Consider the following 12,479-nt stretch of genomic DNA (forward strand, 5'->3'; position numbering starts at 1 on the left):
GGTGTCACGCCCGCGAGGATCAGTTCGGGCGGAGCACCGTCATCCGGTGGGCTGCTCGGGTGAGCACGACGTAGAGCACTCGCACCCCACCGGGTGACTCCTCGACGATCGCATCCGGGTCGACGACGACGGTCGCGTCCCACTCGAGACCCTTGGTGGACAGCGGGTCGATGACCTGGACGCGGCCCTCGCCGGCGCCGTCGAGGTGCTGGAGCCGGTCGGCCCATCGGGCCGGCGTGATGACCGCGATCGATCCCTCGACATCGCCGAGCAGTTCGAGCACAGCATCGTCGGTCGCCGATGCGGGACTGTCCTCGAAGCCCCGGTCCACCGGCGCCACGCCGGTCTCTCGCACGGCCTCCGGGATGTCCGCGTCGGGCACGAGGGGGAGGATGACGTCGCGGGCGTAGTCGAAGATCTCGCGCGCGTTGCGGTAGTTCGTGTCCATGTGGAACTCGCGCAGCTGCTGGCTGCCATAGGCCTCGCGGCGCGCCGAGCGGGCCTCCTCGAGGTCGCCCCACGACGCCTGCGCCGCGTCACCGACGACGGTCCACGAGGCGTTGCGGCCCCGACGCGCGAGCATCCGCCACTGCATCGGTGAGAGGTCCTGGGCCTCATCGACGAGGACGTGGGCACTGCTCGACGATCGCTCGATCCGGCCGTGGAGCAGTCGCTCGCGGGCCGTGCTCGGTGTCACCACGCTCGTGGTGGAGGTCGCACCGTCACGTCGGTCGACGCCGGCGCGCACGTCGAGAACTCCATAGGACGAGAGGTCGTCGAATTCCTCGATCTCATAGAACCCGCGCTCCTCGGCCTCCGGCTGCTGGACCGGTCCGAGTCGCGCCGAGACGTCATCGATGAGGGCGACGTCGGCGACCGACCAGGTGCCGAGTTCGATGGCCTCACGCATCGACTGCGCGAGTGCGGCCGACTCCTCGTGGTTGAGGACACCCCGGGCCAGCCCGAGGACGTGGTCGGTGTCGGCGAGGGTCAGCAGCACTTCGCGCGGATCGACCTGGCGCCACCAGGACTGGACGAAGGCGTCGATGTCGCGCGAGGAGTCGAAGGCGTCGAAGAACTGGTCACGGTCGCCCTGGCGCACGGACTTCCAGGCGGCCTGGGCCAGCTCCTCGCGGGCCTGCTTCGCGGCGAGGTTGTGCTGGCTGGATCGCAGGATGTGGCGCCGGATGCCGCTGAGGACACCGGAATCGAGCCGGACTGCGTGCCCGTTGATGAACGCGCGCAACTCGGACGGGGCACCCTCGGGAGGCCGAGAGGCGGCGCGGGACAGCACGCGACGGATCCGCAGCGAACCCTTGATCGCCGCGACCTCGGGGGAGTCGAGCCGGACGGCGGTCACACCGTCGACGAGGTCGCCGAGGGCTCGCAGGGCGACGCTGTCCTCGCCGAGCGAGGGCAGGACGCGTTCGATGTAGGCGGTGTAGGCGGCCGACGGGCCGACGACGAGGATGCCGCCGGACTCGAAGCGACGCCGTTCCGAATAGAGCAGGTATGCCGCACGGTGCAGTGCGACGACCGTCTTCCCCGTTCCGGGTCCACCAGTGATCTCGGTGATCCCTCGTGAGGGGGCCCGGATCGCTTCGTCCTGGTGGCGCTGGATCGTGGCGACGATGTCGCGCATCTGGCGTCCACGGCTGCGCGTCAGCGCGGCGATGAGCGCGCCGTCGCCGACCACGACGATGTCGTCGGGGGCCTCGGGGACCATGAGGTCGTCCTCGACACCGACGACGGTCGACCCGCTGCAGCGCAGGACGCGCCGGCGCAGGACCCCCATGGGGTCGACCGGGGTGGCGCGATAGAACGCGGCAGCCGCAGGCGCGCGCCAGTCGACGACGAGCGGCTCGTAGTCGTCGTCGCGCACCCCGAGCCGGCCGATGTGGCGGATCTCCCGGTCCGCTGCCGGCGTCGAGACCTCGCCGAGGTCGAGGCGGCCGAAGACGAGCCCTTCGTACTGCTTCTCGATCGCGGAACGGCGCTTCGCGGCGGCATACACGAGGGCATCGCGCTCGAAGAGCCCGGTGAGTTCCTCGTCGCGGACATCGCCGGTGCGGCTCGTCCGGCCGCGGGCGAGGCCGTCGGCCTCGACATCGGCGGCACGTCCGGACGCCTTCTCGAGCTCGGCGTAGACGCGGTCGACGTGCGCCTGTTCCAACTCGATCTCACGAGCGACGTCAGCCGAGGTGTCAGTGGCACCGGGGCGCGTGGTCGTCACGGGCGAGGCCCTCCCTGCAGAGCTGCGAGTGTGCGCGGTCAAAAGCACACGGAAGCGGAAAGTCTACGCGGCGCGACCGCGCAGGACGGACGGAGTTCGCGCAACCGCGCGCCTCCGTCAGAGGAAGCCTCGCCGCACGGCATTCGTGCCCGCCTGGAACCGGGTGGTCGCCCCGAGTTCGTCCATGATCATGCGCACGCGACGCTCGACCGTGCGCTGGGAGATCGTGAGCTGGCGGGCGATCGTCAGGTCACTCGCACCGGCGGCGAGCAGGGCGAGGATCTGACCGTCGCGCTCGGTGAGGCGACGCAGGGCCGGGCCGCTCGGGGTGCGGGGCAGAGGGGTGCTCAGGGCGTAGAGGCCGATGCACATGTCCATGAGGGCGCTCGCGAGTTGCCGCTGCTGGACATAGAGGGATCCGCCGCCCCCGGGTTCGAGGTGGCTGATGTCGATGACCGCGACGGATCGGTCGACCGCAAGCACGGAGAACGCCAGGTGTGGTGTGAGGCGCACGTCGATCCCGTCGGCGCGCATCGTCTCCAGCGCGCTGAAGGCACCCTCGACCTCGAGAATCGACTGCTCGAAGACGACGAGACGCTCCAGGTTGCGGGGCGTCGTCGTGGGGCGGTCCGCGAGGATCGACTCCGCGTGCCGGATGACGACCCGGTCCATGCGTTCGCTGCGCGCGATGAGTCGCACGATCCGGCTCTCGGCCCGGGCGCCGGCGCGGAAGAACGCCGATTCGATCTCGTCGACGGTGTCGAGCAGCGAGACCTCGGGGCTGGTCCGAACGCCCGACTCGCCGCTGCGCGCCTCGTAATACATGTGCGCCAAACCGTCGATCGCCGACCGTGTCGCCCGCGCCTGTCGGTCGAGTTCGGCGGCGTAGGCCGGCAGCGTCGCGTCGGGCGGGAAGACCTCGATGACCTCGCGGCGGCTCGCGTCGACCATGCCGCGGCGCTGGAGGCTGGCCAGCGCCGACGCGACCTCGCTCTCGGTGAAGCCCTCGTGCAGGAGCGCGGCCCGTCGCGGGTTCGGCATGCGCAGGAGGAGGAGATAGATGCGTGTCGTGAGTTCGTCGCCCAAGGGGCGGGGGTTGGCCTCCGTCACGCGCACACACTATGGCGGAAAAGCGACATTGTCAGGAACCCGCCGCCATTCGGTTTGAATGAACCGTGAACGACGTGTCATGGTGGGACACGTCGACCTCGTCGACGTTCACGCAGAGCACCGGTTCCCCCCAACCGTGAGCCGCGTGGACGGGCGCGGTGCACCCGGGGGTACCCCCCTGCTCCCCGGGCGCACCGCGCCCACCCTTTTGTGCCAGGGATTCTGGTCCGCCCGTTGTGGTGGGCTGGCGCAGCACCTCGCGATCCGCGGTCGGACCGGCCGACCAGCATCGCGTATGCCGTCCGCGGACTGCCGTCGGCGGCCCGACTCCGCGCCCCTAGGCTTGGCGCCCATGAAGGTCCTCGTCATCGGATCCGGTGCCCGCGAGCACGCCATCGTCCGCAGCCTCACCCGGGACCAGGCCGTCGATGCCGTCGTGGCCGCCCCGGGCAACCCGGGCATCGACACCCTTGCCCTGTGCGAACCCCTGGCGGACGTCACCGACGGTGCAGCCGTCGTGGCCATCGCGCAGCGGCACGAGGTCGACCTCGTCGTCATCGGCCCCGAGGTTCCCCTCGTCGCCGGTGTCGCGGATGCGTTGCGGGACAGCGGTTTCGACGTCTTCGGGCCGTCTGCCGACGCCGCTCGGCTTGAGGGCAGCAAGGCCTTCGCCAAGGAGGTCATGTCGGCTGCGGAGGTTCCCACTGGTTTGGCGCACCTCGCCACGACACTCGATGAGGTCGCCGACTCGATGGACGCGCTGGGGGCACCGTTCGTCATCAAGGACGACGGGCTCGCTGCCGGCAAGGGCGTCGTCGTCACCGATGACCGTGACGCCGCGTTGGCGCACGCCGAGGCCTGCCTCGCCAAGGACGGCGGCCGGGTCGTCGTCGAGGAGTTCCTCGACGGTCCCGAGGTGTCGCTCTTCGTGCTCAGTGACGGGGTCACCGTGCTGCCGCTCTCCCCGGCCCAGGACTTCAAGCGGGTGGCCGATGACGACGCCGGGCCCAACACCGGCGGTATGGGTGCCTACTGCCCGTTGGGCTGGGCGCCGGAGGACCTGACCGACGAGCTCGTCCGCCGGGTCGCGCAGCCGACGATCGACGAGATGCGGCGCCGCGGGACCCCGTTCGTCGGCGTCCTCTTCATCGGCCTCGCCATCACGTCGCGCGGGCCGCGGGTCATCGAGTTCAACGCCCGCTTCGGCGACCCCGAGACCCAGGTCGTCCTCGCCCGTCTGCTCACGCCCCTCGGTGGACTCCTCAAGGCGGCGGCAACGGGCCGGCTGGACGACTACGACGCGCTGCGTTGGTCCGACGACCATGCCGTCACCGTCGTCGTGGCCTCGGAGAACTACCCGGGCACGCCGCGCACGGGTGACCCCATCGTCGGTCTCGACCGCATCGACAGCGTGCCCACGGCATACGCGCTCCACGCCGGAACGGCGCTCGATGGTGACGGCGCTCTGGTCTCTGCGGGTGGGCGCGTGCTGTCGGTCGTGGCGACCGGCGCTGACCTTGCCGAGGCGCGCGAACGCGCCTATGCCGCAGTGGAACTCGTCGAACTCGACGGGTCGCACCACCGCAGCGACATCGCGCTCCGGGCGGCGCGCGACGAGATCAGCGTCGGCTGACCCGACGCCGCCTCCCCGCCGCCTCAGCCGAGCTGGGGCAGCACGTCCGCGGCGAAGTCCTCGAGGTGGTCGAGGTCGGCGAGGTCGAGCACCTGGAGATAGACGCGGGTCGCACCGACCTCGGCGAAGCGGCCGAGTTTGTCGACGATCTCGTCCGTCGATCCCGCGAGGCCGTTGGCGCGGAGCTCATCGACGTCACGGGAGATCGCGGCGGCCCGGCGGCGGAGCGTCGTCTCGTCGTTGCCGACACAGAGCACCTGCGCCACCGACAGGACGAGCTCGTCGGGGTCCCGACGGTGCTCCTCGCAGGCGCCGTGCACGCGCGCGAACAGCTCACCACTCGTCTCGACGGAGTCAAAGGCGGCGTTGAACTCGTCGGCGTAGCGGGCCGCGAGTGAGGGTGTGCGGCGCTTCCCGCTGCCGCCGATGATGATCGGCACGCCACCCGGCTGCGCCGCCGCAACGAGTCCGGGGGCGTCGACGATCGGGTAGTGGGAGCCGTCGTGGCTGAAGGTCTCGTTGCGCGGCGTGGTCCAGAGGCCGGTGATCACTGCCAGCTGTTCTTCGAGCCGGTCGAACCGTTCCCGGACGTCCGGGAAGTCGATTCCGTATGCCGCGTGCTCGGCTTCGAACCATCCCGCACCGATGCCCAACTCGACTCGACCACCCGACATCTGGTCGACGCCGGCAACGGCCACGGCAAGTGGTCCGGGCAGGCGGAACGTCGCTGCCGTCACGAGCGTCCCGAGACGCAGGCGCTGGGTGTCCCGGGCCAGCCCGGCGAGCGTGATCCAGGCGTCCGTGGGGCCGGGGGCACCATCGCCACTCATGTGGAGGTAGTGGTCGGACCGGAAGAACCCGTCGTACCCGGCGTCCTCGGCTGCACGCGCCACCGCGAGGAGGTCGTCGTAGGTCGCGCCCTGCTGCGGTTCGGTGAAGATCCGGAAGTCCATGGACCCCAGACTAGGAGGGGACGGTGGGGGAGCGCCTGCCCTGTCGGTGCCCGACCGTAGGTTCAGGCACCATGGATGAGGCACTGGTTCTGGGGATCACGTGCGACTGCGCCGACGCCCAGGTGGTGTCCCGGTTCTGGGCCCGGGCGCTGGGTTGGGTGGAGGCGCCACCGCCCGAGGGGTGGGACGACTGGCCGACGTTCCTGCGGGATCACGAGGTGCCCGAGGAGGAGTGGGGTGACGGCGCGGCGATCCGACCGGCCGCTGGCGACGGGCCGACGATCAGCTTCCTCAAGGTGCCCGAGGCCAAGACCGTCAAGAACCGCGTGCACCTCGACGTCAAGGTCAGCGGGGGCCGTCACCTCGACCAGGAGTTGCGGCTCTCACGCATGTGCGCCAAGGAAGCCGACCTCGTGGCACACGGCGCGACGACCCTGCGGGAGGACGTCGTCGACGGCCACCTGGACCACTTGGTGATGCTCGACCCCGAGGGCAACGAGTTCTGCATCGGGTGAGGGCAGCTCCGGTCAGCCGCGGAAGGGGATGACGGATCGGAGGACGGGCGTCCCGGCATACCCGCGCGAGGCCAGTAGACCGCGCAGCGACTCGGTGGCTTCCGGGCCGTTCGGTGACGGCGAGATGGCCACGGCGCGGATGGGCAGGGGAGAGGGGTGCCGCGCCACCGGGTGGTCGTCGGATGCTCCGGTCAGTTCGACGTAGGGGGCCATGCCGTAGGCCGTGGATCGGTAGCGGATGAGCCGGGCCGCGGACTCGCGCGCCGCCTCCGACTCGTCGGACCAGAGCACGATCGCCTTGCGCACTTCGCGTTCGTCGACGAAGCCGCGGTGCTTGATGAGCAGCAGCGCCTGTTCGAGGTCGTCGCGGGTCTGCCCGAACTCGGCCTCCAGGTCGGCAGGCAGTTCCGGACGGGCGGCCGGGCGCTCGCCCGGATCGATGGTGGAGCCGGGACCGCCGACGAACTCGTGGACGTGGTCACGCAGCCGCCGCATCTGGCCTGGAAGGTCGTCCAGGACGGCGTCGACGAGGGCGAGCTGGTCGGACTCGGTGTAGCGCACCGGCTCCCACGCAGTCCGACGGATCGCCACCCCACCCGGCGACCAGCCGTAGGCCGTGGGGTCGATCTCGGGATCCCCGAGGACCTGGAGGGGCGCAGACGCGTCAAGGCCGATCGCATAGGACTCCCGGCTGCCGCCGTAATTGCGCCACATGACGAGGCTGTCCCACGTGCGGGAGGCGCTGAGGATGTGGAAGGCCGCCGCGCTGGGGCCGTGCCCGTCCCGCAGGCCCTCGCGAACGCGCGCCGCCATCTCGACGTAGACCTCGTCGGCGTCCGACCCCTGGGCGAGCTCGTCCAGCCGGCGGACGATGAGGTCACCCCCCAGGGCCACTTCCTGCTGGTCGTTGAGGAACGGCGCAGCGGTGGCCCAGAGGCAGTGCCGATCGAGGATCGAGAGGAGGCCGGGCCCGTTGGTGTGGTGCCAGACCACCTCGCCCTCGGTGAACGCGACGTCGTCGCCGCCGAGATGTGCGGCCCCGTGCGCCCGGTCCGCAGGTGTCGAGGCCACGTCGGAGTGCATGTTCGGAACCTACGCGAGTGGGTCATCGGGGCGAGCGGCCCGTCGCCGTCGAAGCGTGAGGTCGCAGCGCAGTGTCAGTCGTCGACGCCGCGCGCGGTCAGGGCCTCGCCGAGGCGGTCGGCGTGGCGGAGGGAGCGCACGATGAGAGGCACGGCGAAGGCCCGCGGACTCGCTCGGAGCCCACGGGCGTACTGCGCCTCGCGGACCTCCTCGGCCAGCCCGAGGACGACGTGCACCGACCGGATGCCGAGGGCGAGCATGAGCCCGACACGCTCCGGGTCGACGCCGAGGCGGCGCAGCCATCCGGCGGCCCGGACGACAACGTCGATCATCGCCGTGGTGCGCGTCGTGAGGGTCACGAGCCCGGCGAGCAGGACGAGCGTCACGAACGATCCGACCACCCCGACGCCGATCTCCCACGAGGCGAAGATCCACTGAATCACCAACAACGGCACCGCGATCCACGCCAACGAGACCACCTGGCGGAGGAGGGTTCGCAGCGGAAGGCGCGCCACGGCATACCCGAAGAGCACGAGCGCGAGGGCGACTCCGACCTGCCAGGGGGACCGCCACAGCGCCAGGGCGACACCGGCGGTGAGCAGCACGAGCAACTTGGTCCCGGCGCCGAGTCGATGGACGACGGAGTCGCCGGGCAGATAGAGCGGGACGGGGTTGGGCATCAGCCGGCCGCGAGGGCTCGATAGGCAGAGACGGCCTCGGCGGGCCCCGCGTCGTGAACGATCCGACCGTCGTCGAAGACGAGGACGCGGTCGAAGCCGTCGAGCAAGTCGAGGTGGTGGGTGACGAGGACGACCTGCTGGGGGAGGCCGTCGACGACCCGACGGACCATCGCTGCGTTGCGCAGGTCGAGCAGCGTGGTGGGCTCGTCGAGGACGAGCAGGTCGGGTTCGGTGACGAGGACGCTGGCCAGCGCGAGGAGCTGCTTCTGGCCGCCGGAGAGGAGGTGCGCCGGGTGGTCGGCGTGACCGTCGAGCCCGTATGCCGTGAGTGCGGCCCGGGTGCGCTCCTCGCGTTCGGCTCGGCTCAGGTCGCGTCGCCGCAAACCGAACGCGATGTCCTCGGCGACGGTGGGCATGACGATCTGGGCGTCGGGGTCGGTGAAGCAGAAGCCGACTCGGCGGCGGACCTCACGACCGTCCTTGACCGTGTCCCGACCGTCAACCGTGACCGTCCCCGCATCGGGTCGGATGAGTCCGTTGAGGAGCCGGACGAACGTCGACTTGCCGGACCCGTTCGCGCCGACGATGCCGATGCGGTGCTCGGTGAGGACGACGTCGACGTCCCGGAGAACCGGTCGCCGCGCCGCCCCGTCGCCGAAGGAGTGGCTGACGGAGGCGACGCGGATCTCGGGCACGAGAGCGGCGCTCAGACGGAGACGCGCTCGCCCTTGGCGACGTTGCGCTCGGCGCGGGCCGGAATGAGTCCCGGGTAGGCGGCGTGGACGCCGGCAGCGACGAACGCGGTGAGGACGGCCTTGATGAGGTCGCCCGGCATGAACGCGGCGGCGAGGGTGGTCGCCTTGATGAGGCTGACCTCGAGGACGATCGCCATGCCGACGATGCCGATGGCGTTGAGGGCGATGACGCCGCCGAGGATGTTGGCCATGGTGCCGAGGGTCAGCCTGTAGGGCCGGCCGACGCGCTCGGTGAGCAGGCCGACCAAGAAGGCCGCGACGGGGAAGCCGATGAGGTAGCCGACGCTCGGGCCCGCGAAGACGCCGAGGCCACCGCGGCCGCCCGAGAGGAGAGGCAGGCCGATCGCGACGAGGGCGAGGAAGAGGAGGACCGACAGTGCGCCGCGCTTCGAGCCGAGGATGGCGCCGGCGAGCATGATGCCCATCGACTGCGCGGTGATGGGCACTGCACCGCCGAACGGCGAGATGGCCGGGATGAGGCCGAGGGCGGCGATGATGCCGGTGAAGATGGCGATGAGCGCGAGGTCGCGGGACTTGAGCATGGGAGGGAGTGTGCCAGTCCGCCAAGGGGTTGCGGCACCCACCTCAATGTCCGGAAATCGTCTCCGGACGCATCCTGTGCGTGACCGTGAGGGCAATCACGGCGGTGGCGATGGAGATACCCATGAGTAGTGCGAAGACGCCGCCATCGAGGGTGTCGTGACGAGCGGCGATGAGCGCTCCACCGCCGGCCGTCGTGAGCGCGGAGCCGAGGCTGGCGCCGATCTGCGACGCCGCGGTGGCCTGGCCCTGTTCGCGCTCCGGCGCCAGGGTGAAGATCTCGGTCGCGAGGCTCGGTGACGACAGACCCATACCGGTGGCGGCGACAGCCCAGCCGGTCAGGCCGGGGACGAGGCCGATGACGTCGAGCGAGAGGAGGACCGGGCCGACTCCACCGAGGGCGATGAGGGTCAGGCCGAGGCGCACCCGGGCTGCGGCGTCGAGGCGGCGCTGCACGGGGTCCAGGCCGTGGATGGCCGAACCCGCGGCCCAGAAGACCCCTGTCACGCTCAGGCTGATGCCCGCGAGGGCCGGGCCCACGTCGTGGGTCACGTCGAGCATGAGTGGGAGATAGCCACCGATGCCGCCGAACGCGATGACGAGGAGGGTGCGCAGCGCGACGACAGCGGGTATGCCGTGCGCCGCCCGGAGCGTGCCCGCCGGCAGTGCCGCTCGGATCGTGACCACGAGCAGAGCCGAACCGATCACGAGACTGGTGAGACCGGCATACCGGTGGGGTCCGCCGTCGAAGGCGAGCGGGCCGCCGACGCTGAGGAGCGCGACCGCGGTGGCGAGTCCCAGTGCCGGGAGGAGCGGCCCGGACGTGCCGTGGGCCGGGTCGGATGGCGTGGGGGCCGAGGCGTCGCGCCGAGGAGAGACGCGACGCAGGCCGGGGAGGATCAGCAGGACGGCCGGGACGAGGAGGACGCTCGGGAGGAGGAAGACGAGCCTCCACCCGATGAGCGCCTCTGCGGCGCCGGCAGCTCCCGGTCCGACGAGGCTCGGCAGGATCCACGCGGCGGCGAACGTCGCGAACACCTTGGCGCGCAGGTGTTCGGGGAGGGCGCGAGCGGCGAAGACGAGGGTGGACACGTCGATGAGACCCTCGGCGACGCCCGAGATGCCGCGGCCGGCGATGAAGACCGTCATCGAGGGTGCGCTCGCCGTGACGACCTGGGCGACGGCGAACGTGGCGAGCCCGCTCAGCAGGACGGTGCGGGAGCCGACCCGGTCCACCCACCGGCCGCCCACGGCCACGGCCACCATGAACGTCACCATCGACGCAGCGTTGGCCGGTCCGAACCACGCCAGTCCGTCGAGGGCGCGGGCCGCCGTCGGCATGATGCTGATCGTCGCCCGGTTCTCGAAGGCGCCGAGCGTGACGAGGGCGACGATGCCGAGGGCGACGGGGAAGTGACGGGCGCTGAACAGCCGCTCGGGAGTGGGGAAGTCGCCGGTCGTCGCTGTCGGCACTCGGGTCGTCGCTGTCGGCACTCGGGTCGTCGAAGTCATGCCGAGGAGTGTCATATCTCAAGTGCGCTTGAGATCAACTGCGTCTCCCTGACAGGGTGACGACATGGACAAGCGCGACCTCCTGCCCATCGGTGACGTGGCCGCCCGTAGTGGCGTCTCCGTCCCGACCGTGCGGTTCTACGAGGACCGCGGACTCATCCACAGCGAAAGGAATGCCGGCAACCACCGCCGCTACGGACGGCATACGCTGCGCCGCATTGCGGTCATCCGCGCGGGGCAACGCTTCGGACTGAGCCTCGCCGAGATCGGTGAGGCGCTCGCGACCCTGCCCGACGACCACCCGCCGACGAAGCGTGACTGGGCGCGACTGTCGCGGGTGTGGCACGACGCGCTCACCGAGCGGATCGAAGCCCTGACCCGGGTGCGTGACGGACTGACCGACTGCATCGGCTGCGGATGCCTGTCGATGGCGACGTGCCCGATCTACAACGCGGAGGACGTGCACGCCGCCGACGGGCCGGGCGCGCAGCGTTGGCCCGTCGCGGCCCGGGCGGTCCAGGAGTGAGCGCGGCTGCCAGAATCAGCGGCATGGCGCTTGAGATCCCCGGCTTCACCCACGTCTATTCGGGCAAGGTGCGTGACCTTTACGCGCCGGACGGGCGCGACGACCAGTTGCTGCTCGTGGCGTCGGACCGCATCTCGGCGTTCGACTTCATTCTCGACCCGCCGATCCCGGACAAGGGTGCAGTCCTCACGCAGCTGTCCCTGTGGTGGTTCGAGCAGCTCGCCGACATCGTGCCGAACCACGTGGTGTCGACCGACGTGCCCTCGGTGGTGGCGGGACGCGCGGTCTTGGTGCAGCGCCTCGAGATGGTGCCGGTGGAGTGCGTGGCCCGGGCCTATCTCACGGGCGGTGGGCTGCGGGAGTACCGCGCCGACGGGACGGTCAGTGGCATTGCCCTGCCCGAGGGACTGGTCGACGGGGACCGTTTCGATGTCCCGATCTTCACGCCCTCGACCAAGGCGCCGATGGGGGAGCACGACGAGCCCATGTCGTACGACGCCGTCGTCGGGGCCGTGGGCGACGCCCGAGCCGCGGAACTGCGCGACCTCACGACGCGAATTCTCGCTCGGGGCAACGAGATTGCCGCCGAGCGGGGCATCCTCATTGCCGACACCAAGGTCGAGTTCGGGGTTGGCCCGGACGGCGAGCTGGTGCTGGCCGACGAGGTCCTCACGCCCGACTCGTCCCGTTTCTGGCCCGCCGACCAGTGGGAGCCGGGGCACACGCAGCCGAGCTTCGACAAGGAGTTCGTGCGTGAGTGGCTGCTCTCAACGGCGAGTGGCTGGGACAAGGCGTCGGGTGAGGCTCCGCCGGCGCTGCCCGCCGACGTGGTCGAGCGGACGCGGGCGAAGTACGTCGAGGCATTTGAGCGGCTGACTGGGCGCACGTTCGCCTGAGGAGAATCCGCCCCACGGTGCCTCAGGTGCCCTACGATGAGTG

12 protein-coding genes are annotated in these 12,479 nt (G+C 70.8%); 4 read left to right on the forward strand and 8 right to left on the reverse strand.

Going from position 1 to position 12,479, the window contains the following annotated elements:
• Positions 1–19: 19 nt before the first annotated feature.
• Both N803_RS16130 and N803_RS16135 read right to left on the reverse strand, forming a co-directional pair.
• Entirely contained in the window at positions 20–2,233 is a 2,214-nt protein-coding gene (locus N803_RS16130) for a HelD family protein (protein WP_035907220.1), read from the reverse strand.
• A gap of 117 nt (positions 2,234–2,350) precedes the next feature.
• Positions 2,351–3,343, reverse strand: a complete 993-nt coding sequence (locus N803_RS16135; RefSeq protein WP_211253540.1) for a helix-turn-helix transcriptional regulator — start codon at positions 3,341–3,343, stop codon at positions 2,351–2,353.
• A 352-nt stretch (positions 3,344–3,695) separates the two neighbouring features.
• On the opposite strand from N803_RS16135, the gene purD reads away from it, so the two are divergent.
• On the forward strand, positions 3,696–4,976 hold the full coding sequence (gene purD / locus N803_RS16140) for a phosphoribosylamine--glycine ligase (RefSeq protein WP_035907223.1): 1,281 nt from the start codon (positions 3,696–3,698) through the stop codon (positions 4,974–4,976).
• 23 nt (positions 4,977–4,999) lie between these two features.
• On the opposite strand, the gene N803_RS16145 is transcribed toward purD, so the two are convergent.
• A complete protein-coding gene (locus tag N803_RS16145) occupies positions 5,000–5,929 on the reverse strand; it encodes an LLM class F420-dependent oxidoreductase (protein ID WP_035907224.1) in 930 nt (309 codons plus the stop codon).
• 71 nt (positions 5,930–6,000) lie between these two features.
• On the opposite strand from N803_RS16145, the gene N803_RS16150 reads away from it, so the two are divergent.
• Positions 6,001–6,444: a VOC family protein gene (locus N803_RS16150; protein WP_035907226.1), complete on the forward strand. Its 444-nt coding sequence runs from the start codon at positions 6,001–6,003 to the stop codon at positions 6,442–6,444.
• A 12-nt stretch (positions 6,445–6,456) separates the two neighbouring features.
• Here the strand turns inward: N803_RS16150 and N803_RS16155 are convergent, their stop codons facing one another.
• From N803_RS16155 to N803_RS16175, 5 genes are all read right to left on the reverse strand, one after another.
• A complete protein-coding gene (locus N803_RS16155; RefSeq protein ID WP_035907227.1) occupies positions 6,457–7,527 on the reverse strand; it encodes a hypothetical protein in 1,071 nt (356 codons plus the stop codon).
• Between the two features lie 74 nt (positions 7,528–7,601).
• Positions 7,602–8,207 carry an energy-coupling factor transporter transmembrane component T family protein gene (locus N803_RS16160; RefSeq protein WP_035907228.1) on the reverse strand — a complete coding sequence of 202 codons (606 nt, stop codon included), beginning with the start codon at positions 8,205–8,207 and terminating at the stop codon, positions 7,602–7,604.
• On the reverse strand, positions 8,207–8,902 hold the full coding sequence (locus N803_RS16165) for an energy-coupling factor ABC transporter ATP-binding protein (protein WP_035907231.1): 696 nt from the start codon (positions 8,900–8,902) through the stop codon (positions 8,207–8,209). Before N803_RS16165 ends, N803_RS16160 begins: the two co-directional genes overlap by 1 nt.
• 11 nt (positions 8,903–8,913) lie before the next feature.
• Positions 8,914–9,504 (reverse strand): biotin transporter BioY, encoded by a 591-nt coding sequence (locus tag N803_RS16170; protein ID WP_035907233.1) that lies wholly within the window; start codon positions 9,502–9,504, stop codon positions 8,914–8,916.
• A gap of 43 nt (positions 9,505–9,547) precedes the next feature.
• Positions 9,548–11,014 carry an MFS transporter gene (locus N803_RS16175; protein ID WP_169743117.1) on the reverse strand — a complete coding sequence of 489 codons (1,467 nt, stop codon included), beginning with the start codon at positions 11,012–11,014 and terminating at the stop codon, positions 9,548–9,550.
• 64 nt (positions 11,015–11,078) lie between these two features.
• On the opposite strand from N803_RS16175, the gene soxR reads away from it, so the two are divergent.
• Both soxR and N803_RS16185 read left to right on the forward strand, forming a co-directional pair.
• Positions 11,079–11,540, forward strand: a complete 462-nt coding sequence (gene soxR / locus N803_RS16180) for a redox-sensitive transcriptional activator SoxR (RefSeq protein ID WP_035907235.1) — start codon at positions 11,079–11,081, stop codon at positions 11,538–11,540.
• 23 nt (positions 11,541–11,563) lie between these two features.
• Positions 11,564–12,436 carry a phosphoribosylaminoimidazolesuccinocarboxamide synthase gene (locus N803_RS16185; protein ID WP_035907236.1) on the forward strand — a complete coding sequence of 291 codons (873 nt, stop codon included), beginning with the start codon at positions 11,564–11,566 and terminating at the stop codon, positions 12,434–12,436.
• Positions 12,437–12,479 lie beyond the last annotated feature (43 nt).

Origin of the sequence: Knoellia subterranea KCTC 19937 (genome assembly GCF_000768685.1) — a bacterium.
Classification (GTDB): Bacteria; Actinomycetota; Actinomycetes; order Actinomycetales; family Dermatophilaceae; genus Knoellia; species Knoellia subterranea.